The sequence below is a fragment of the Loktanella sp. F6476L genome (assembly GCF_023015725.1).
Lineage (GTDB): Bacteria > Pseudomonadota > Alphaproteobacteria > Rhodobacterales > Rhodobacteraceae > Yoonia.
In genome coordinates this window covers 281,255-303,171 of sequence record NZ_JALKAR010000004.1, presented here as the reverse complement: position 1 = coordinate 303,171, position 21,917 = coordinate 281,255, and the positions used below count along the sequence as shown (strand labels likewise).

Here is a 21,917-nt window from a genome sequence, read left to right as displayed (position 1 = left end):
ATCCCATCCCGAACTCGGCAGTTAAGTGCCGCTGCGCTGATGGTACTGCGTCTTAAGGCGTGGGAGAGTAAGTCACTGCCAAATCTAATAAGAAGCCAACCGTATCTCTCGGCGATAAACACAAAAACCTCAAATAAATAAAGACGGCAAAGCTCAGACAAGCAAAACGTCTGCCGCGAAAAATCGTTGGGCAGACCCTCACAGATAGATCGCTCGTTCGAGATCGTGGTTGGCGACAGTCCGTTGGAAATATGACTCGTGACGGCGTAATCGTAAGCGTTGCATCTGAGCCCCTATTTCTGGGCTTCCTGCGTCGGCATCCTAGGGCTATACTCGCGTACGCCAATACGGAGGCAGTTTTCTAAACTATTGCGGCCATTGACCGTCCAACCGCGTTGCTGCATCAGCAGCCCGCAGTGCCGACTTTCGCCGCAAGCGCAAACTTTGAAGTTGGGTGAACTCACACAGTGAGGGACTTTGCTGCCTTTCACCACTCCACAACCAATGACCGCTTTTCTTGATTGTAACCGCCAAGGAGTGGACGATGTGAGACGGAAAACAGGAACACGCAAAAGTCTGTATGAGGAGATCGTCTAGGATATCAAACGGGCGACGTGCAAGCACTACTCGTCCGAGGATAAGATCAGGATCGCGCTAGACGGACTGAGCCGTGTAGACAGCATTGTTGAGCTGTGCCGTTGAGAAGACATTTCAGGATAGGATTTGGAAAGTGCCATTCCCCGATGCAGTCGGCAAGAATTGGTATTTTTCAATAGCGCCGGTTTCGTAAGGTCTATTCGTCTCCATCCCTGATACCCACAAAGGCACCTTGCATAGTGTAGGCGGTGGTCCCGTCACCGAACACCCACGACCCTGTCACTTGACCGCCCAAGCCATCGGCAAGCGGGCCATAGACTGCGCCTTCATAAGACCCGCCCGCGAAGTCCGCACCAAAGGGCAATGCGCCTCCATCCGAGATGGATAAATCGCCGATGAACGCACCATCTGAAATGGTCGACACTTCCAAATTAAAGGTCGTCGTAGGCACAAACAAATCGTTTGGAATAGGGACATTAGCGACAAACCCGTTTTCGATGGTGGCTTGGCCGGAAATGCGACTAGAACCAAAGTCCGCAACCAGTTCTATATCGCCTTCACCAAAGCCCACTTGGCCGTCGCCCGAAATGATGACGTCCATTTCACCCACGTACGTCGCACTGCCGGACAATTGATCGACTGTCTGCGGGTCGGTCTTGAAGCCAATCGTGTAAAATCCAGCTGACCCATCTGCAATTCCAAAGCGTCCGGGGCCGTATTGAGTATGAGCCAAATAGACAAATTCGACATTCGGGTCCGGATAATATTCCCGACGCATAACCGCACTGTGTTCAAATCCGTCGGATCGGAACGTGCTATCGCGTCCTTCGTCAAACACCAAATCATAGGTCGCGCCATCAATTGTGACAGTCACTAGCCCGCTGGTTTCTGTAATGTCTATTGTCACGTCGCGATTTTCAATCGCGCGAGTGGTGCTGTCTGAGACATATGATAGCTGTGACACCTCGTCGAGCGTCCAAACTGTGCCGCGCGTAACAGCTGTGTCAGCCGTTGCAAAACCCGCGTCAGCGGCAGGCTGCAAGCTGGCCACGTCAACATCGGAGACGGCCTGTCCGGCAAACATGAGCGCGGATGAGCCAGATCCACCACCACAAGCCGCTAACAGGCACAGCGCACAGGCAAGAGTTGGATGTAATGTTATGTGTTTAATTTTCATTCTTGCACCAAAATATCACCCAAAATCAGGGTCGTGGTTGTGCCCAAGTCATCAATGACAAATGTCGCGCCGACGTCATCGGCGTCGGGGCCATAGAACTGTCCGTTCAATGTAAAAGCTGCCTGATAGGACACTGGAAACGATGTGCCAGTCAGCTCGACTTCACCGCCGTTCAAAACGGCGCCGTCGCGCATAATTTCGGAAATACGTATTTCGCCCGGCAGCGATACATCTAGCTGCGCTCCGAGGTTCGGGTACTTTGTACCCTCGAAATTTGTGATCCGGGCTTGGACCCCAAATCGCAACGCGAAATCGACATTCACTTCAGTATCGGCGGTAAGTTCAAAAACATCGGTGCCTGTTTGAACGAGAAGTTCAGATTGACCGTTATAGCGCGCCGTCCCCTGATCGCTGATCGCTGACGGATCGGTCGCAAGACCGATCAAGCCAAATTCGGGTTGCCCGTTAGGATCAAGACGGTCGAAACGCACAGCATAGCGGTCAGCGGCAATCGCCACATCAAGCAAGGCGCCGTTATCCAAAGTAATTTCAGACCGGTCATCGGAAATTGTCCCGGTTTCGCCATTCAAAACAACTGTCGATGCGGCATAGTCAATTTCACCAGTTTGACGTTCAGTTTGGTTTTCGGAAGGCAGCAAGGTCACTGCGGTCACCGGCAAGGCAGCCGTATTGGACAGATCGGCAAATCCGCCTGAGATGTTAGAGCCAGATGATGTGCTGCCGCCGCCGCATGCAGACAGTGCGCCAAGCAGGAAAATCGACACAAATGGGTTCGTACTGCGTTGGGACAAAACGACGCTCCTAAGTAAAATCAAAGTTGTCGGCGGTCAGCGCGCTCAGGGTTATGTCATGGATGACAACCCGCGTACCTGCATCAAGAAAGACCACGTTTTCGCCTGACTGGGTGATGTGTTCAAGCGCGTCGTTGTGGTCTACATAACCGAAGCCATCGAACCTGAGCAGGTCTTGGGTGACGTCAAAATCTACGCCAGAGATGGTCGAGGCGGAAGGAACTTCAAAATCAATGTCGATGCGTCCAATGTGGTCGTTACCTGCGTCTGTCGCAAAGACAAACGTATCCATACCAGCGCCGCCCATCAGTAGGTCGTTGCCCAGCCCACCCGTCAGCACATCAGATCCGAAGAAAAAATCGCCGCGGTCACCGATGATGATATCGTTGCCAACTCCGCCGAGCAGATTGTCATTACCGCGACCGCCCACAATAAGATCAGCGCCGCCTCCGCCATCCACATTGGTGGCACCAGAGACAATGCTAACGATATCGTCACCATCCGCAGTAGCAATCAAAGAGCTGCCATGTGTAACGGTCACAATGTTATCTGCCGCCGTGCCATTGAACGGCTCTCCTTGGAATACAAAAGCTTCCGAAGGGGCCTGTGCAGGCACATCTATCGGATCAACATTGTCGCCGAGTGTCTCTATACTTGAGAAATTGACGACACGCTGAGTGTTTTCAGTCGGCCCAAAAGCCTTAACAATCGTCCACGGGCCATCAATTTCGCGAGACCAGATGGTTAGTGCATTTCCTGTGCCTTTGGTCGAGACATAAAGTACGTCATCAAGCCACGCGATTTCGCCAATTTCACCTGACGGCATCCCGAAAAACAAGTGGCCATCTTCGGTCAAGAACAAATTGACGGCTTCTTTCGTGGCTGGATCGGAGTCGCGTACAATCCGGCCATTCTGTGTATCAATCACAAACTGCGGATAAGACCCGGGTTGGTCGGGCAGGAAGTCTTCAACAATTTCGATATTCTCGTTTTTGTCCATTCGATAAAGCGGCCATCCCGACGCGCCGCCAGCGGCATAGAAGTACATATAGTCGCCAAACGGAAATGCTCGCGCAAAGATTAAACCGTTTCCGGGCCCAGGGCTTAAATCGCTCACGCGCACCAAACCTTGCGCATCGTCCAATCGGTAAAGCTCGCGCCCGTATGTTTGGGTTACGGCGGTGAAATAATGCTCCCCGTTAAAAACGAAATTATAGGACGGGCTCGACCACCCGTAGCCTGGCTCAAGATCCGCAACGAGTTCCCATGCGCGATCAGCGTTGAGGACCCACAGTTCTTTTCCGTGTTCCGCCGTTTGGGCCTGCGCATAGAGCCTGTCGTCTACAGCGTAAAGGTTCTGAAAGTCATAGGCTACTGGCTGTTCAACGAAGTCGGTAAAAATCTCATAGGTGTTGGTTTCGGCATCAAACGTCCAAACCTGACCATATGAATCGTTGAAGTCCGCGATAAAGGCCGTTTTGCTGTCGAATGCCACACCAGAGTAGGCCGCACTGATAAAATCAGGCTGATCAACAATATCGGCGAAAGGTCCGATATTGCCATCCTTATCGAGGTAATAAGTTTCGGGGTCGGTTGTATCGATACGGAACGGCATGATAAGAAACTTATCAAATCCTTCCAGTTCGATCCGTTTATTTGTTTCTGGAAAGGATGAAGTCGATCCAGGGACCACGTCTTTGAACAAGGTGAGTTGGCCATCGGCGGAGAGTTCCCAAATTTCAGTCCCTTCTGCGCTATCGCCATCGGCATCTTCGGCACGACCTGCGACAAAAACGCGGTCAAATGCCGAAAAAACACTTCCGTATGGGGTGAAAGAACGGCCATCTGCGGTCTTGATTTCGGAATAGGTTTCCGTCGACTCGGAACGACCAAATAGCCTGTTGCCATCGTCGCCAACAAACGCCGAGAAGTAAAAATTGTCTGACATAATAGGTTTTGTCCGGGCATCAATGTTAATTGTGGATGTCGGTTTAGCAGAACAACCGTGAATTGTTTCGTGTGTATTATGGGTTGCAAGGATTCTTCAAGTTGGATTAGTCACTTTGTTAGTTCATCTGTTACGGTCGTGGGTCGCAAGTAGCACTTCGCAGCGGCAATGCTACGACTGGAGCTCACGACGAATTATGTCTGGTTTTTACATTCGGACCCGCAGTTTCCCCACGCGGGCCAAAGGGGCAGCTTGCCATCCGGAAAGCCGCAAATTGGATCACTCGGCTAAGCAACAAAAGTCAATGAATAATTCGAAGCCGCCATTAAATTGAACGCAGTAACAGTGGGTTTCAGCTTACAGCGAATGTCAGCTTCTGCAGAACCGCGAAAGCGCCCGCGCATCCACAGCGAAAATCCGGATTCCGCCACGCACTGCACATCATAATTTGTAGCGGACATGCCTCTTGCCCGCCCGGCAACTGCCGGACGGGACCGTTGAAGCATTTGATGCTGTCTCTTATTCGATGCCGAATTTTCCGTTCGGGCAATGCCACGGCAGCAGCTGATCGTATTTCGACAGCGGGTGCTCTTTTGCCATTTGTTCGAACACCCATGTCAGATAGGCGTAAGGTTCCACACCGTTCAGCCTGCATGTTCCGTTCAAGCTGGCCATCACCGCCCAGTTGCGGCCACCGATTTCTAATTCAGCGAACAGCGCATTTTTCCGCAGCAGCGCAATCGGTCGAATGGTGTTCTCAACCGCATTGTTATCCATTTCGACGCAGCCATCTGACAGAAACACCACGAGGCCGTCCCACAGCTTCAAAGTGTAGCTGATAGCCTGCCCCAGTGTGGACTTCATCGCAATTTGTCCTACCAATTGCATGAGGAACTCCTGCAGTTTGCTGACCAATGGTGCGCTTTCGACTTGCCGAACCGCTCTCCGCACATCCGCTGGCTGCCCCTTCAGGTCACGTTCAATGTCGTAAATTTCATTGATCATTGTGAACGCTCTATGCGCTTGATCTGACTTTGTGGCCTTGTACACATCAAGGAACTTGCGGCGCACATGAGCCCAACAATACGCCAGCTCAATTGGGCCACCAACACGGTCAGCGCGGGTCAGTCGATTGTAACCGGCATAGCCGTCAACCTGAAGCGTACCACTGAAGCCCCGCAGGATCTCTTCGGCGTGCTCCCCTTTGCGGGATTGCTTGAAGTGAAACGCGACGCCTGGATGCGCGTTCCCTTTCCAGCGGCGATCGTCGCGGCACAGCGCCCAAACGAAGCAGGTCTTGGTCTTGCCTGTTCCAGGCATGAGTTGCGCAAGTGTGGTTTCGTCCATCAGTAGTTTTGAACTGGACTTCAAATCATCGTTTAGAACGTCGTAAAGCGGGAGCAACGCATCGACAGCCTGATCCATGAGGCGCCCCATAGTTGACCGATGGAGTTTAACCCCTGATCGCATGAAAATCTGCTCTTGCCGGTAGTTTGGCATATAATCAGCAAACTTGCTGACGGCGAGCCCCGCGATCAAACGATCATCAAAGCGGGTCTGCTCAAATGCTCGTTTCGGAACCGGTGCCTGCACAAACTTGTCACAAGTTCTGCAGACATACTTTGAATATCGTTCTTTGATGACGCGCAATTGCGCAGGGACGTATGTTAGCCGCTCGATGGTTTCTTCACCGATTTGCGTGATGCCGCAGCCACACTGACAGACCGAACCGTTTGGTGGCGATATAGGCGTCTCGTCTCGTGGGATGTGATCGGGAATAGTAATGGCTTGTCGTCCTAACATGCCGCGAGGTTTTGGCTCATCCGTTTTAGCTTGTCCTTCCGATCCCCCCGAGTTCGGGTTGTCGCAATTTGGCTCAACGCCCATGGGATCAGCGTCACCATCGCCCTTCTTCTTTCGCTTCTTCGTTACTTTCTCGCTGGACTGCCCAAACTGCATGTCTTGGCTCTTATTGAGTTGAGCCCTGAGAATCCTGTTGTCGGCCTTGAAGACCTTAAGCTTCGCTTTTGTCGTTGATATCAAGGCGTCTTTCTCGACGATCGCGTTATCATGCTCGAGGTCACGCCTAAGGTCGGCCTCGGCGATCATCAGCGCCAACTGTGAAACATAGCTGTCTACGTAGCCGGCGAGCTTTGCGCTGGCGGTTTGTATTTTTTGCATGGATTGGTTCCATCCCGTTGTTCGCTGCAAACACAGCATTTCCAGTCGCGTCCGATACATCGGGCGCGTTTTCACTTGATTTCGAATGCGTGTGATGGGATGGACGTAAGTGAGATCGTGCTAGTAAACGATTTATTGGGGCCCCAAGGATGTTCAGATCCAAGTGGTCTCACTTGTTTTCAGCCCCTGATGTGTTGATCAGATCATTAAGGTTCTCCTGTCGATGTTTTTGAGAAAGCCTCAGGCCACAAAGTCGAAGGCTCTAGTCCTAGGGCTTTAGCGATATGAAGCTGAACGCGGCGGCTTTTGCCGCGACCTTTTGAAACCGTTGTCATCGTTTCGCTTTTTAATTCCAGCTCACGCCCAAGCTCGGCCAATGAAGAGCCGGAAAGTTTAAGCTGGCTCTTGATTAATTCATGCCGGCGCAACCGCAGTCGATCTAAATGATCTGCCGCTGGCAAATGGTCACTGAAATTATCAAAGTCATTAAACAAGGTTCTTAGATCACATATTCTATGTGGGCGATGCCACGTTAAAGTAATTGCTAAGATTTTAGCGAATCGGGGTTAAGAACATACGCATATTTTTCAGTATGTTGTATGATTTGATCTCAATTTGGAGAAAGACTACCCGATCGGGTAATGAAAATAGAAAATGGAGATCAAACTCGACAATGCTGGATGCTCTTCCCGAAATCGACCCATACGAGGAACTGGAAGAGGAGTTAGGACATCCTCCGAAATACTTTCAAAAGCTTGATGCTTCAGGCCGCGATGACCTGTTCCCAGCTGTTTTGGTCGCCTTTCAGCTGGAAATCACGCGATCGGTTCGACTGGTTGCAATCGCGTGCGGAGGTATGACCTTTTCAGGTGTCCGAAAGGAATGTCTGAAAGTTGGCTTCAAATTCGATTAGATGATTGCGGACGACGTTCTTTCTGGATTGTCCCACAGGGAACTGAAACAGCGCCATATGATCGGTGGTTCCCGAATTGCACAAATCGAACAGGAGCACGGCAAAACCCGACGCCCAGGGAATTTCCACAAAGGGCACTCGGATGCTAAAATCGAACAAGAGTACTTTGCCAACGGAAATAACGCTCGAAAGACGGTAACTGCGTTACGCATTTGCAGAGCAACTGTATCCGATGCAGTGGAGCGGCAAAGAAAATTAAAACGATCATCAGATTGATAGGTCTGCAACAAGCGCTGCAGACCATTTGTTCGAAAAATCTCGAAACAATCCGTGGATGCTCAGGGCGTATTCTGTTGAAAAACTCTTGTTGAATTGAGGTGCTTCCACTGGTTCAATTCTCCCAAGGGTGCGGGGGATTTTGCGATGATGGGACCGAAGCAGTAAGCACAGGCGGCGCTATTCTATGAGTTCTCGCAAGAAGACCATGTCCTACAAGATCACCTGCTGCGCTCGATGGATCGGTTCGTTGATCTGAGTGACGTCCGCCAGTATCTGGCTGAGTTTTACAGCCACACAGGCCGCCCTTCAATCGACCCCGAACTGCTGATCCGGATGCTTTTGGTAGGCTATTGCTTTGGCATAAGGTCAGAGCGTCGGCTGCGTGAAGAGGTGCATTTGAACTTAGCGTATCGCCGGTTCTGCCGCCTCGACCTGTCTGAACCGATCCCAAACCATTCCACGTTCTCAAAAAACCGACACGGACGTTTCCGTGAAAGCGCCTTGCTGCGTCACCTGTTCGAAAAGACCGTCGCACGTTGCATCGCAGATGGTCTGGTGAGCGGCGAGCGCCTTGCGGCAGATGCCAGTTTGATCGAGGCAGATGCGAACAAACAAAACTCCACACCAAAGGAAGATTGGGATCGCAGCGCCATTGATCCCGCGGATGCGCCCCGCGCCGTGCGAGAGTATCTCAACGTTCTGGATGATGCGGCCTTCGGCGCAGCATCTGAAGTTGAACCTAAGTTCACGTCGCACTCAGATCCAAGCAGCCAATGGACTGCAGCACGTAAAAGCCCTGCGTTCTTTGCCTATTCGGCCAATTATCTGATCGACACAGTCCATAGCGTGATTGTCGATGCTGAAGGAACAAGATCAGTCCGGCAGGCCGAAGTCGGATCAGTGCGTACAATGCTGGACCGCATCAAAGATCGCCATGATATCGATCCCTAGCGATTGATTGCAGACAGTGCCTATGGATCAGGGCCGATGCTTGGATGGCTCGTTGGTCGCAAAATCAATCCCCACATTCCAGTGCTTGATAAAGCCGGTCGCACCGACGGCACATGGTCTCGCACAGACTTCGAATGGGACGCCGTGAATGACCAATACATTTGTCTTGAAGGTGAAGCGCTCAGGAAGTTCCGGTGCAACTACTCGGACCCAGATCGTGGCCCCGACGGCAAAGGCGTCGCCAAGTATCGCGCACTGAAACTGTTCTGTCAGGCCTGCCCATCGAAAGAGAAATGCTGCCCCAACGCCGACTTTCGATCCATCACCCGCGAAGAACACGAAGACGCCCGTCAGGTCGCCCGCGACATCGCCAAAACCAAGCAATACAAAATCTCAATGAGCCTCCGGAAGAAAGTCGAAATGCTCTTCGCCCACTTAAAGCGTATCCTTGGGCTGGGACGATTGCGACTACGAGGTCCATGCGGCGCAAATGACGAATTCCACCTTGCCGCAACCGCCCAAAACCTCCGCAAACTAGCAAAGATCGTTCCTGCACCGCAACAAATGCGCAAAGCCCGATCAGAAAGGAGCTCGCGAGCAGTCTAAAGCTCTCCTTCCTGCGTGCGCAACATGTTGTTTTTCCAAAGAATCAGCCCAGAACTTACGTTGAGTAACCGGTCTGGGTGCTGACGTCGCAGCCCGCATTGGAACTTCGCTGCAGTAGCGTTTGAGACCAGAAGTTAGGACTGCGGAAGGACACTGCCATTTTCGCATTCGATCCAAATTAATAAACTAACGCATTTGATTGGTAGATCCACGAAAAGCTGCCATATATCATCAAGATACAAACTAGGGACGACTCATATGCTCGTTGTTGGCTGGCGCGAGCGGGTTGATCTCCCGCTCTTGGGACTTTCTAACCTAAAAGCAAAAATAGATACTGGCGCGCGGACATCTGCGCTTCACGCAACAGATATCGTGACTTTTGAGCGTGATGGCATCCCATGGGTGCGCTTTCACACAAAATTTGATGACGATTCAATCGATACCGATGTGGAATGCCCAATCCACGATCGGCGCGCTATCAAGAACACGAGTGGCGTGCCCCAGATGCGCATTGTCATCCGCACCAAGTTTCGGATTAGCAAACGTTTATGGTCCATCGACCTGTCACTCACGGAGAGGTCGGACATGAAATTCCGCATGATCGTCGGGCGCACGGCTTTGCGCAAACACAATATTCTAGTCGACCCAAGCAAAAGTAACCTTACGACGCCAACCTCTGCGAAAACAGATGATACAGGGATTTCCTCATGAAAATTGCTATGCTCGCCCGTAATCCCAACCTCTACTCGCACAAAAGACTTGTCGAAGCCGCCGAGACGCGCGGGCATGAAATTCGCATCGTCGACACGCTGCGCTGCTATATGAACATCGCCTCACGAAAGCCCGAGATTTACTATAATGGCGAAAAGCTGACGGGCTATGACGCTGTGATCCCAAGGATCGGGGCCTCGATCACCTTTTACGGCATGGCGGTTCTGCGGCAGTTTGAAATGATGGGTGTCTTTCCCTTAAACGAGAGCGTCGCGATTGGCCGCTCGCGTGATAAACTGCGCTCCATGCAATTGTTGGCCCGTGACGGCATTGGTTTGCCTGTCACCACCTTTGCCCATGACCCTAAGCAAACCGAGGAAGTCCTCAAGGTCGCAGGTAGCGCCCCTCTCGTCATTAAATTGCTCGAAGGCACGCAAGGCATGGGCGTTGTATTGGCCGATACGGATCGCTCTGCCAAGTCGGTGATAGAAGCGTTCCGTGCGACGAAGACCAATATTCTGGTGCAAGAATTCATCAAAGAAGCAGGCGGGACTGACATCCGTGCGATTGTTATAGGCGGCAAGGTTGTGGCGGCGATGAAACGCACAGGTGCCGACGGTGAATTTCGGTCAAACTTGCATCTGGGTGGCTCTGCGGAGGTTATCAAACTCTCCCCCCAAGAACGGGCTACCGCCGTCGGTGCCGCCAAATCCATGGGGTTGAATGCCTGCGGCGTCGATATGCTACGCTCGGACAATGGTCCGCTCGTCATGGAAGTGAACTCTTCCCCCGGTTTGGAGGGCGTTGAAAACGCAACCGGCTTGGATATTGCCGGGAAAATGATCGAGTTTATGGAAAAGTACGCCAAACCCAACGCCACAAAAACAAAGGGCAAAGGTTGATGCCCAAACGCGCTGATTTTGTTATCGGAAACGAACGTGTCACAGCGGGTACCCGCCGGACGGTCCATGTTCCTGTCAGCGTTCTGTCAGACCATACGCCGGTGACGATGTCCGTAAGTGTCACGCATGGTCGGCTGGACGGCCCCACAATATTCATCAGTGCGGGCATCCATGGGGACGAAGTGATCGGGGCAGAGATTGTCCGCCGTGTGCTGCGGTCGCCGAGCCTTGGGGCGCTCAAAGGCACACTGATCGTTGTTCCAATTGTGAATACCTACGGCTTTCTGAACCATTCTCGTTACTTGCCGGATCGACGCGACCTGAACCGCATGTTTCCCGGCAGCAAGGCTGGGTCGCTCGCATCACGTCTTGCGCATATCTTCATGACCGAAATCGTGGCCCGCTGTGACCTCGGGATAGACCTTCATTCTGCCGCCATTCACCGTACAAATTATCCGCAAATCCGGGTATCGCCCGATAACCCCGACATGTTGGACTTGGCCAATGTTTTTGGCGCACCGGTTATCATGCAATCCGCCGTGCGCGAGGGATCATTGAGAGGGGCCGCCAAAGACCTCGGCATTGACGTGCTGTTGTTCGAGGCTGGCGAAGGGCTCCGGTTTGATGAGTTTTCTGTCAGGTCCGGCGTTGCAGGCATTCTGCGTGTCTTGCGGTACAAGGGCATGGTGGCGAGCAAGGGTATTGCCAAGGTTAAAGCGACACCGCAGTTTTGCCCGTCAAGCAAATGGCTTCGTGCGCCAACGGGCGGTCTGTTACGCACATTCCGTGCCGACGGTGATCTGGTCCGCGAGGGCGAATTGATGGCATCGGTATCTGACCCCTTTGGCGAGACAGATGACGACATTATCGCCCCGTTTAATGGCATTATTGTTGGTCGCGCCGTTATGCCCATCGTGAACGAAGGCGACGCCGTCTTCCACCTTGCCCGCGTCAAATCTATCGCGAAAGCCGAAGGTATGGTCGAAGACCTGAACAGCCAGCTGAGCGATGATCCGATGTTTGATGAAGATGAAATTATCTGAATGCCCCGATAGTATCTGGCACAAGGTGTTTGTGACCATCACGCTGGAACCGCTAAACAAGTCCAAAAGCCGAGCTTCACTGGCTGATAAAAATCCCAACGAGGGCCGCGTTGTCGGGCAAAAACGCCAAATTTAACGAAGGCACCTGTAGGCAATCCCTGAAGCATTGAAATCCAAGCAAATTGGGCCGTCTACGCACGCGGCCCATACATCTAGCTTTCGGTGACGCAACGAATGGCTGCGAAACGTCATTGCGCCGCGAAAACATAAATGCCGTAACCGAATAGCATTATCGCACCAACTCCGCGCCCGATCTCCGAACGTGTCAACAACAGACCCATCAATACGCCTGACGCTGCAATCATGACAGGCAAGTCGAACGTCAAGAAACGTCCGGCCACAGGTATTGGAGCGATGAGGGCAGTCACTCCCAGAATCCCTAAAACGTTGAAAATGTTAGAACCTATGATGTTCCCGACTGCGATATCCGACTGGCGACGAAATGCGGCGATGAGTGACGTCGCAAGTTCAGGCAACGACGTCCCAACGGCCACAATAGTCAATCCGATGAACGCCTCGGAAACGCCAAAACTCCGAGCCACGGACACCGCGCCTTCAACTAGAAAATGTGCTCCAAACACCAGAGCCGCCAGGCCAAGTGCGACCGAAAGCAAGGAAATTCCAAATGAAGACCGCACTTCCGCGCTTTCAACTTCTGCGGCGTCCTGCCGCGACATCGTGAATGTCCAGACCAAGTAGGCAGTCAATCCAGCAACAAGAATGAGACCAGTCAAGCGACCGATGTCGCCCAACCCAAAAAGCGGTACCAACAACACTGCTGATGCGGTCATAAACCCCAAGTCACGTTTCACATCGGCGGCCTTAACGCGGATCGGCCACACAACGCAGGTTAGACCAGCAATCAGCAAAATATTTGCGATGTTTGAGCCGATAATGTTGCCAATTGCGATATCCGGAACGCCGCGTAAGGCGGCTTGCACTGATACCAAGAGTTCAGGTGTTGACGTCCCAAAGCCAACAACTGTCAAGCCAATCATAAGCGGCGAAATCGACAGTCGCTGCGCAATCTTTACGCTTCCTTTAACAAGCGCTTCACCACCAAAAAACAGGCCGATCAAGCCGATCACAATATACAGATAGTCCACGAAAATCCTCCGACGCGGCATGCTGCCGCGTGTCATCTGTATATCGGCTTAGAGTCGTAATGTGACAAGAAGGCTATGAGAATAATGAATGTGAAATCCAACGATGGCCTCAGCCGCAGCGAAGGTCGGCTCCGTCCGCGATGCGGTCATCCAGCATGCTTAAATTAGGCGTGATCTATCAATGTCCGCTTCGGGGAAGCTGCAACGCGGCGCAGGAGGCGATGGTCAAGGGCAGCTAAGGGCCGGAATGACAGCTTCGGTACATATTCCAGCAACGGCATTAAACTAAACCCGGCCGACTGATGCGGCGAGCTGTCACCCGCTTCCAATCTAGCCCTTCAAACAACGCTTCGAACTGTGACTTATTTATTGAAATGACTCCATCGGCGATCCGCGGCCACTCGAATTCCATACCTTCGATGCGTTTGTAGACCAATATGAGACCGGTGCCGTCCCAGACGACCATCTTGAGGCGATCGCTGCGCTTTGATCTAAATATGAATATGGCACCGCTGAACGGGTCTAGTTCAAACTCGTTCATCGCAATCGCAGCTAATCCATCCATCCCCTTCCGAAAATCCACTGGTTTCGATGCGATATAGAATTTAAAGTTGCCTGCCGGAAATATCATGTCTTGGCATCAAGTGCGCAGATCGGCTGTGTGAATTGCGTGACTGGATAGCCGGATGGGAGGCACAATTCGCAGTCACCGTGCTTTAGGGTAATCTGCTTAGTAGGCTGCGGATTTTCCAGCTGATCATGGACGACTTTAATTTCTTAGAATACCTGTGCTTTGGGCTCAGCGACGGGAGGTAGTTTTGTGCCATTCTCCGCAAATTTGTTTTTCCATTTATATGCGGTGTTGTTAGAAACTCGGCACGTTTTTTGAGCATCGCGAACGGAAAGCTTTCCCGAAATCATTTGCTGGGCCATTTCGCGCTTAAATTTGGTTTGCCACATACGGCGTCCATCTTTCCCAACGGGGATTGAATGGCCAAAGATGTGGAAGACTTTGTCAATTTTCTGATCACTTGCAAGCGCACCTAATGTTTGAGTTGTCATGATGCCTGTATCCTTTTTGGACATCATATTAACTCAACAGGGATGCGCTAAGCCCGAAAATAGGGGGGCAGATGCAACGCTTACGCATAATCGAAGCGTCAGTTCTGATGCTGCCGCTGTGAATACGACGGACTACATATATGGATCCGTCGATTATCACCGGTGAAGCACTACCGAGATTTCAGCGTTCGTCACGGCTTAATCCATCCGATACAATTGAAACCGCAAAATAAAGGAATGTCGCCAAGAGGCAAATACACAATAAGCTCGCGAACATTAAGTCTGTCTTCGCTCGCCCGTTCGCCAGTAGCATCAGATAACCGAGCCCCTGCGAGGCGCCCACCCATTCCCCGATCACCGCACCGATGGGCGCATAGACGGCCGCGAGTTTCAGCCCAATTCCTAGAGAAGGGATCGCATGCGGTATTCTGATGTGCCGCATGATCTGGCATTTCGTTCCGCCCATTGTCTGCGCCAAATCTGCAAAGCCGCTTGGGATGCGACTTAAGCCGTCAAAGAATGCGCTGGTGACAGGAAAGAAAATGATCAGTAGCGCCATCATAACTTTCGATGCGATCCCGTATCCTAGCCAGAGCGTGAGGATCGGAGCGAGCGCGAAAACCGGGATGGCTTGCGTCAGGATAAGCAACGGCATGACCAACCGATGAAGCCTTTGAGAGCTGGCCAATAGGATCGCGGTTAATGCGCCAAGGACTGTGCCAAGGACAAGTCCCAAGACGACTTCAGTCCCTGTGACCAAGGTATTCTCAAGGATCAAACGGCGATATTCCCATCCTGTTTGCGCGACGCGCCATGGCGATGGAAGAATGAACTGGGGCACATCGGTTAACCAAACTACGCCATGCCAAAGGGATATCCCGAATAGAATAGGTGTCAAAATATACGCTAATTTGATCATTTGTCGCGTCTCAGGTGATCAAGAAGCGCTGCTTGGCATGCCGTAGTTTCCGCAGCGTATTGGTCGCGGATCGGCTCTGTTGCGGGTGGTTGCCATTGAATTGCCGCGTCGGGTGTCAGAACGGTAATCTGATGTCCCAACCGCACGGCCTCGGCGGGATCGTGCGTCACCAACAACACTGTTTTTCCTTTTAAAACGTCAGCTGCCAGATCCTGCATGTCAGCGCGTGTGCCTGCATCAAGCGCCGAGAATGGTTCATCCAGGAGCGCAACGGGCCGATCCTCCATCAGTGTGCGTGCCAATGCCGCGCGTTGGCGCATCCCGCCGGATAACGCGGCGGGTTTTTCGTTGCGATATGCCGTTAGCCCGACTTTGGCGATAAGTTCTTCGGCGCGTGCGAAATCCGGCTCAGTGCCGCGTAGGCGGTTGCCGATGACTATGTTTTCCAAGACGCTGAGCCAAGGTAGTAACAGATCCGATTGCGCCATTAGGCTGATCTGACCATTATGTGTTGGGCCGTCAGTGGTCGTGATGGTCCCGGAAAATGCACCAACGCAATCCAGCCCTGCAATCAGCCTCAGCAACGTGGATTTACCCACTCCGGATTGCCCCAAAAGACAGGTCCATTGTCCCGCGTGCAGCGTCAGATCAATGGGGCCAAAAATGCGTTGGCCAGCGATGTCGTACTGACCTGAAACGTGAATGGTAGGGGCAGCCATCACGCGCCTTTTAGCCCCATGTCCCAAAAAGCAGCTTCTAGTCGTGTGGCCGTTGTGAACCGGTCTTGAAGGTGTGGCCAACGCGCAGCGCTAAACGGCCGTTCCCCCAATCTACGCACAACAGCTTGGTCGATCATGCGCCCGACGTTGGACATCACGGTCTGATAATCATTGTCCGCATAGGTCGTGATCCAGTCGCGGTAGGGGGTGTCTTTGACTGCTGACGTTTCCAATCGCAACCCGATTTCGCCATAGCCAAAGCAACAGGGCGCGAGTGCTGCCATCAAGTCGAGAAAATCACCCTGTAGCCCTGCATCCATGACGTATCGCGTATAGGCGAGGTTTTCGAATTCTTCGGTTGCGGTGAACAAGGTTTGCTCGTCGATGCCTTCGGCAGCACAGGTTGCGACATGCAGGGCCATTTCGTGATTGACCAATGCATCGACGGTTGCGGCGCATGTCTTCATTTCCGCAAGCGTTTCAGCTTTCACCACCGCCAAGGACCACGCCCGCGCGAAATGGACTAAGAAAACGTAGTCTTGAATGAGGTAATGGATGAAGGCTGCACGCGGCAAAGTCCCATCACCAAGTCCCTCAACGAAGGCATGGTGCGTGTAGGCCTGCCATGCAGTGGGGCAACCGGCCCGCCATCGTGAAAAGGTTTGACCGTAAGACTGATCGCTCATTGCGACGTCACATCAATGGCGATTTTCGATACGGGATGGACCTCTGGTATCAGGCCCGCGTCGTGTAAAAATGCTTCGAACGTCTCGTAACGGCCAGCATCCATCGCTGTCGGGCGCAATGCAAATCGGGGCAGGGTGTCTGCCCATGCGCGTGCGTTAAGCTCATCCTGCAGTTCTGGCGCGGTGTTTGCGAATATCTGCCATGCCTCTTCGGGGTGGTTTACGATGTACTGTGTGGCCCTTTCGGTCGCCGCGAGAAAACGCATGATCATATCGGTGTCCATGGTTTCGGAATTGGCGACATAAATCAGTTCATCGTAGGCCGGCAGCCCTTCTTCTTCGACGTAGAAACAACGCCCTGGCACGCCTTCGATATACATTTGGTTTAGTTCGAAATTGCGGAATGCCCCGATAACGGCGTCGACCTGACCGGACATCAACGAAGGCGACAACGACCAATTTACGTTGATCAATTCAACATCATCCAACGTCAGCCCGTGCGTGTTCAACACGTGCCCCAAAACGGCTTCTTCGACGCCGCCCACTGAAAACCCGACTTTACGGCCTTTCAGATCGGCGGGTGATGCGATTGGGCCGTCAGCACGAGTTAATAAGCAATTCAGCGGTGTCGCGATCAGCGTGCCGACCCGTTGCAAAGGCAGGCCTTCGTGGATTTGAAGATGTAGTTGGGGCTGATAGGAAATCGCCAAGTCCGCACGCCCTGCCGCAACCATTTTGGGCGGGTCCGATGGATCCGCAGGGGCGATCACGTCAACTTCAAGATCAACGTCTGCGAAATAGCCTTTCTCTTGCGCGATGATGACTGGCCCGTGGTCGGGATTAACGAACCAATCGAGCAAAAGTGTCATTTGATCTTGCGCCCAAAGCGGCGCTGCAAACACGGAAAAGGCCGAGGCCAGCAATGCGGTTTTCATGAAAGCGGTTCCTTTGATGCGCGATACAGTTCTGCGAAATGGTGGGTTGGCCCGTGCCCCGATCCAACGGCAAGCTGATCGGCGTGGGCGATTGCGTGGGACACATAAGATTTGGCTGCGGCAACAGCGGCATGAACGTCGCCCGTTTTGGCCAGTTGCGCAGCCAGCGCTGATGACAGGGTGCATCCGGTCCCATGTGTATTGTGGGTAGCGGTGCGCACACCTTCGAACCAAGTGATGTTGTTCGGGGTGACAAGACAATCAGGACTATCGGCATCCGGCAGATGTCCGCCCTTCATCAACACCGCGTCTACTCCGAGCGCACAAAGCTTGCGACCCTGATCCGCCATCTCATCACGTGCATGCGCCACCGGCATGTTCAGCAGTTGGGCTGCTTCCGGCAGGTTTGGGGTTAGAATGGTTGCGATGGGCAGCAGCGCATCGCGTAACACGGCAACCGCATCGGGGTCCAAAAGGGCCGCACCGCCTTTTGCGATCATAACCGGGTCAAGGATGATAGGGACGTCGCGGTCAGTCAGCGCATCAACAACCGCTTGTGCAATATCGGCATCTGCGATCATCCCGACCTTTACGGCATCGACACGGATATCATCAAAAACGGTATTGATCTGGTCGCGCACGAACGCTGGCGGCACCAAATGAACACCGCTAACGCCCTGCGTGTTTTGCGCGGTGAGGGCGGTGATCGCCGCCATCGCAAATGCGCCATTGGCGGATATGGCTTTCAAATCGGCCTGAATGCCCGCGCCACCAGACGGGTCAGACCCCGCAATGCTTAAAACGTTCGGGATCATTGGACGGGCTCCTGAAAGAACAATTGGGCGGCGGCTTTCGGATCAGGTTGCCCGCAAATGGCGGATACGACAGCGAGACCATCCACGCCGGATGCCAATACGTCCGCTTGATGATTGGCTTTCAGCCCTCCGATCGCGACGGTCGGCAGCGACGTCAAAGCGGCCAATTCTGCCAAGCCATCAAAGCCGATCGGTGCCTCGTGATCCTGCTTTGTCGTCGTGCCGAATACCGGCCCGATCCCAAGGTAATCTACGATATCAGGGTCGGCGGCTTGGACAGTAGCAGCTGTTTCGCATGACAATCCCAAGATTTTGTCGGGGCCCAACATCCCGCGTGCGTCTGCCGGAGCCAGATCACTTTGACCGATATGCGCACCGCAAGCGTCGGACGTGATCGCAGCGTCTAGATCATCATTGACGATGACCGGAACACCAGTGCCGACAAGTGCGGCCTTGATTGCGCGGGCCATGTCGACCCGTTCGCGTGTGGTGGCGTCTTTGGCGCGCAGTTGCACCATTGTGACGCCGCCCGCGACCGCCTTTTGGACCGTTTCGATCAGCCCATGACCGCGGCACAGTACCGTATCTGTCACCAGATACAGTCGCAATTGTTGGCGTAGGCTGGTCATGACAGGATCACGTTGGGCAGATCGTCGGGTTGCACGGCGCTTAGCGCATCAAGGAAATGCATCTGAAAACTGCCGGGGCCCTTTGCCTGCTGAGCGGCCATTGTTCCTGCGACCTTGTAATGCGCCAGCGTCGCAAGGGCAGCGTCAAAAGCGGGGCCAGTGGCGGCATAGGCGCCCATCAGCGCTGTTTGCGCGCACCCCAACGCGGTAACTTTTGGCATGATGTCGGACCCGCCTGTGACCTTGGCCGATTGGGTTCCATCTGTCACAAAATCAACGGGACCGGTGACCGCAACCACACTGCCGTGTGCCTTGGCGATTGCGCGTGCAGCATCTTCTGCAGCATCCACGCTGTCGCCGCTATCGGCACCTTTACCAGCGCCCATCGCACCTGCCATCGCCAAAACCTCGGACGCATTGCCGCGTAGGATCGTGGGACGCAACGCCAATAAATCCTGAGCGACGCCCTTGCGATAAGTCGATATGAAATGTGCAACAGGGTCCAACACCCACGGGATGTTTTTGTCATTCGCCGCGTTTGCGGCTGCCAACATGCTCGCGGCCCATGGGGCGGACAACGTGCCGATATTGATCGTCAGCGCGCCACAAATCGGGGTGAATTCTGCAATTTCTTCAGATGCATGGACCATTGCTGGCGAAGCGCCGGCCGCGAGAACGACGTTCGCGGCCACGTTCATCGCGACGTAGTTCGTGATGCATTGCACCAACGGGTTTTGTTCGCGCAGCGCTGCCAAAAGGTGTTGCGGGGCCATGATGTCTCCTTTTTCAGCGGAAAAAAGAGATGACGCTCGCGCAAAGCCTGGAACGTACTACCTCCCTCCGCCAGCATTATCTGGTTCAGGTTCAAAGGGTACGTCTCAGCCTTTCGGCGCCCCTGGTACGGCTTGCGTAAATGCACGGGACAGGCGGGTCAAACGAAAAAATTGCCCCATGGGTTGTCTGATGCCGGGGCGATCAGAATTCTTCTGCCCAATAAGTAGGCGTTTTCTACGAAATACGAAGCGCGCGCGACGCCTGCATGTCGAACTTGACCCGAATGTATGCAGACTGCGTGCAACGGCTTGATCTTAGCGATAACTCTGTTTTTCTGACCCAATGGACACTTCAAAGACAAAGACGCTTCGCACGCAATTATTGCCTCTTATCGCGCAGGTCTATCCGGACATCGATGCGGATATCCTTCTTAGTCAAATCGTAGACGCCTTTTGGCTGGATGGGACCAAACCACGCAAACATGGCCGAACGCCGAGCAATGATCTGTGGACCGAACATGATGCGGTGTTGATTAGCTACGGGAATTCGATACTGGATGGGGCGCACAAGCCGCTGGATTTGCTTCATGATTTCTTGCTGCGCCGTCTGAAAGGTGCGGTGAACGGTGTCCATATTCTGCCGTTCTTTCCTTACACGTCTGATGACGGTTTTGCGGTATCCGACTTTCGGTCCGTTGATACGCAGCTCGGTGATTGGGCCGATATCAACCGGATCGGGGACGACTTTCATCTGATGTCGGATCTGGTCCTTAACCATGTTTCAAGCCAAGGCACGTGGTTCAACAGTTACTTGCAAGGACAAGAACCCTACGATCAGTTCTTTTTTGAAGCCTCGCCAGACGATGATTTGAAGGAAGTCGTGCGTCCGCGTACCACGCCGCTTTTGCAAAAGGTCGAAACCGCGAACGGTCCGCGCCACGTCTGGTGCACGTTCAGCCATGATCAGATCGACCTCGACTTTCGCAATCCAGAGGTGCTTCTGGAATTCCTGCGCATCATTCGCCTGCATGTCGATAACGGGGTGCGCATTGTGCGACTCGATGCGGTTGCCTTTCTTTGGAAGGAAATCGGGACGCCATCCATCCACCTGCCGCAAACCCACGCCATTGTGCAGTTAATGCGGGTGTTGTGCGATTTTGCCGCTGAAACAATCATATTGCTGACGGAAACCAACGTTCCAAAAGCTGAAAACCTAAGCTATTTCGGCAACCGAAACGAAGCCCACGCGATCTACAACTTTCCCCTACCGCCATTGATCCTGCATGCGATGATGTCGGGGTCTGCGCATTACTTGCGTCGCTGGCAAAGCGGGATGCCGCCTGCGCAATTTGGCTGCGCCTATCTCAATTTTACGGCTAGCCATGACGGTATCGGAATGCGCCCCGTCGAGGGTATTTTGCCCGCTGACGAGCAGGCCAAAATGATCGACACAATCAAAGACATCGGCGGTCTTGTCTCGATGCGTGCCTTGCCGGACGGGGGGCAGGCACCCTACGAAATCAACACGACGTTCTACGATGCAACGTCGCAAACTTTTACGGGGCAAGACGATCACCACTTTGATCGGTTTGTCTGTTCGCAGACCATCGTCATGTCGCTTGAAGGGATCCCGGCGTTCTACATCCATTCTATGCTCGCGACACCAAACGATCACGCGCAGGTAGAAAGGCGCGGGATGAACCGTGCGATCAACCGCCATCGGTGGGATTATCCGACCTTGAATGACCTGTTAGATGATCCTGAAACACCGCAGGCGCGGGTCTTAGGTGCATTGACCGAACGTCTGCGGATCAGGTCGGCGCAACCCGCATTTCACCCAAATGCGACGCAATTTACGATGCCGCTGGATAACCGCGTGTTCGGCGTATGGCGGCAAAGTTTGGACCGACACCAATCCATTTTTGCACTCCATAACGTCAGCGCTGAAACGGTTCGGGTGGATCACATGTCAATGAACCTGATTGACGATGAACCCTGGATAGATCTGCTAAGCGGCGATCCGGTCGACATGGATGCAGGGGGCCTGACGCTTGCCCCCTATCAATGTCGTTGGATCAGCAACCGCGGGTAAG

The 21,917-nt window shown here is 53.2% G+C and carries 20 protein-coding genes, 1 rRNA gene, 1 pseudogene and 1 riboswitch; of the genes and pseudogenes, 7 read left to right on the top strand and 15 right to left on the bottom strand.

Translation table 11 applies throughout. From position 1 onward, the window contains the following. Positions 1 to 84, top strand: a 5S ribosomal RNA gene (gene rrf / locus MWU61_RS11025); the annotation flags it as partial. A 709-nt stretch (positions 85 to 793) separates the two neighbouring features. On the opposite strand, the gene MWU61_RS11020 is transcribed toward rrf, so the two are convergent. The 5 genes from MWU61_RS11020 to MWU61_RS11000 all read right to left on the bottom strand — a co-directional run bounded on the left by MWU61_RS11020 (position 794) and on the right by MWU61_RS11000 (position 7,209). Then, positions 794 to 1,774, bottom strand: a complete 981-nt coding sequence (locus MWU61_RS11020; protein ID WP_247128415.1) for a transferrin-binding protein-like solute binding protein — start codon at positions 1,772 to 1,774, stop codon at positions 794 to 796. Then, positions 1,771 to 2,586 carry a hypothetical protein gene (locus MWU61_RS11015; RefSeq protein WP_247128414.1) on the bottom strand — a complete coding sequence of 272 codons (816 nt, stop codon included), beginning with the start codon at positions 2,584 to 2,586 and terminating at the stop codon, positions 1,771 to 1,773. The genes MWU61_RS11020 and MWU61_RS11015 overlap by 4 nt, the downstream gene beginning before the upstream one ends. A gap of 10 nt (positions 2,587 to 2,596) precedes the next feature. Next, positions 2,597 to 4,534, bottom strand: a complete 1,938-nt coding sequence (locus tag MWU61_RS11010) for a hypothetical protein (RefSeq protein ID WP_247128413.1) — start codon at positions 4,532 to 4,534, stop codon at positions 2,597 to 2,599. Between the two features lie 519 nt (positions 4,535 to 5,053). Continuing rightward, positions 5,054 to 6,715 (bottom strand): IS66 family transposase, encoded by a 1,662-nt coding sequence (locus MWU61_RS11005; RefSeq protein WP_247128412.1) that lies wholly within the window; start codon positions 6,713 to 6,715, stop codon positions 5,054 to 5,056. A gap of 206 nt (positions 6,716 to 6,921) precedes the next feature. Next, a complete protein-coding gene (locus MWU61_RS11000; RefSeq protein WP_247128411.1) occupies positions 6,922 to 7,209 on the bottom strand; it encodes a helix-turn-helix domain-containing protein in 288 nt (95 codons plus the stop codon). A 179-nt stretch (positions 7,210 to 7,388) separates the two neighbouring features. On the opposite strand from MWU61_RS11000, the gene MWU61_RS10995 reads away from it, so the two are divergent. From MWU61_RS10995 to MWU61_RS10975, 5 genes and pseudogenes are all read left to right on the top strand, one after another. Next, entirely contained in the window at positions 7,389 to 7,628 is a 240-nt protein-coding gene (locus MWU61_RS10995) for a hypothetical protein (protein WP_247128410.1), read from the top strand. A gap of 423 nt (positions 7,629 to 8,051) precedes the next feature. After that, a pseudogene (locus tag MWU61_RS10990) lies at positions 8,052 to 9,464 on the top strand (IS1182 family transposase). 258 nt (positions 9,465 to 9,722) lie between these two features. Continuing rightward, positions 9,723 to 10,175: a RimK/LysX family protein gene (locus tag MWU61_RS10985; protein ID WP_247128409.1), complete on the top strand. Its 453-nt coding sequence runs from the start codon at positions 9,723 to 9,725 to the stop codon at positions 10,173 to 10,175. Continuing rightward, the gene (gene rimK, locus MWU61_RS10980; protein WP_247128408.1) at positions 10,172 to 11,077 is read left to right on the top strand and encodes a 30S ribosomal protein S6--L-glutamate ligase; all 906 of its coding nucleotides are present in this window, start codon (positions 10,172 to 10,174) and stop codon (positions 11,075 to 11,077) included. Before MWU61_RS10985 ends, rimK begins: the two co-directional genes overlap by 4 nt. Further along, complete coding sequence (locus MWU61_RS10975) at positions 11,077 to 12,120, top strand: succinylglutamate desuccinylase/aspartoacylase family protein (RefSeq protein WP_247128407.1); 1,044 nt, start codon at positions 11,077 to 11,079, stop codon at positions 12,118 to 12,120. Before rimK ends, MWU61_RS10975 begins: the two co-directional genes overlap by 1 nt. A 248-nt stretch (positions 12,121 to 12,368) precedes the next feature. Here MWU61_RS10975 and MWU61_RS10970 read toward each other — a convergent pair whose 3' ends face one another. The 10 genes from MWU61_RS10970 to thiM form a co-directional block, all read right to left on the bottom strand. Continuing rightward, complete coding sequence (locus tag MWU61_RS10970; protein WP_247128406.1) at positions 12,369 to 13,286, bottom strand: calcium/sodium antiporter; 918 nt, start codon at positions 13,284 to 13,286, stop codon at positions 12,369 to 12,371. 280 nt (positions 13,287 to 13,566) lie between these two features. Continuing rightward, a complete protein-coding gene (gene tnpB, locus MWU61_RS10965; RefSeq protein ID WP_247128405.1) occupies positions 13,567 to 13,917 on the bottom strand; it encodes an IS66 family insertion sequence element accessory protein TnpB in 351 nt (116 codons plus the stop codon). 146 nt (positions 13,918 to 14,063) lie between these two features. Further along, the gene (locus tag MWU61_RS10960; protein WP_247128404.1) at positions 14,064 to 14,348 is read right to left on the bottom strand and encodes a transposase; all 285 of its coding nucleotides are present in this window, start codon (positions 14,346 to 14,348) and stop codon (positions 14,064 to 14,066) included. Between the two features lie 181 nt (positions 14,349 to 14,529). Next, complete coding sequence (locus MWU61_RS10955) at positions 14,530 to 15,267, bottom strand: ABC transporter permease (RefSeq protein ID WP_247128403.1); 738 nt, start codon at positions 15,265 to 15,267, stop codon at positions 14,530 to 14,532. Continuing rightward, positions 15,264 to 15,986, bottom strand: coding sequence for an ABC transporter ATP-binding protein (locus MWU61_RS10950; RefSeq protein ID WP_281502074.1), 723 nt, complete (start codon positions 15,984 to 15,986; stop codon positions 15,264 to 15,266). Before MWU61_RS10950 ends, MWU61_RS10955 begins: the two co-directional genes overlap by 4 nt. Further along, positions 15,986 to 16,672 carry a thiaminase II gene (gene tenA / locus MWU61_RS10945; protein ID WP_247128401.1) on the bottom strand — a complete coding sequence of 229 codons (687 nt, stop codon included), beginning with the start codon at positions 16,670 to 16,672 and terminating at the stop codon, positions 15,986 to 15,988. Before tenA ends, MWU61_RS10950 begins: the two co-directional genes overlap by 1 nt. Then, a complete protein-coding gene (locus MWU61_RS10940; protein WP_247128400.1) occupies positions 16,669 to 17,607 on the bottom strand; it encodes an ABC transporter substrate-binding protein in 939 nt (312 codons plus the stop codon). Before MWU61_RS10940 ends, tenA begins: the two co-directional genes overlap by 4 nt. After that, positions 17,604 to 18,422 carry a bifunctional hydroxymethylpyrimidine kinase/phosphomethylpyrimidine kinase gene (gene thiD, locus MWU61_RS10935; RefSeq protein WP_247128399.1) on the bottom strand — a complete coding sequence of 273 codons (819 nt, stop codon included), beginning with the start codon at positions 18,420 to 18,422 and terminating at the stop codon, positions 17,604 to 17,606. The genes MWU61_RS10940 and thiD overlap by 4 nt, the downstream gene beginning before the upstream one ends. After that, a complete protein-coding gene (gene thiE, locus MWU61_RS10930) occupies positions 18,419 to 19,051 on the bottom strand; it encodes a thiamine phosphate synthase (RefSeq protein WP_247128398.1) in 633 nt (210 codons plus the stop codon). The genes thiD and thiE overlap by 4 nt, the downstream gene beginning before the upstream one ends. Beyond that, positions 19,048 to 19,824 (bottom strand): hydroxyethylthiazole kinase, encoded by a 777-nt coding sequence (thiM, locus tag MWU61_RS10925; protein ID WP_247128397.1) that lies wholly within the window; start codon positions 19,822 to 19,824, stop codon positions 19,048 to 19,050. Before thiM ends, thiE begins: the two co-directional genes overlap by 4 nt. A gap of 45 nt (positions 19,825 to 19,869) precedes the next feature. After that, positions 19,870 to 19,958, bottom strand: a riboswitch (TPP riboswitch). 209 nt (positions 19,959 to 20,167) lie between these two features. Between thiM and MWU61_RS10920 the strand changes: the two genes are divergently transcribed. Then, positions 20,168 to 21,916 carry a sugar phosphorylase gene (locus tag MWU61_RS10920; RefSeq protein ID WP_247128396.1) on the top strand — a complete coding sequence of 583 codons (1,749 nt, stop codon included), beginning with the start codon at positions 20,168 to 20,170 and terminating at the stop codon, positions 21,914 to 21,916. The last annotated feature ends 1 nt before the right edge of the window (position 21,917 follow it).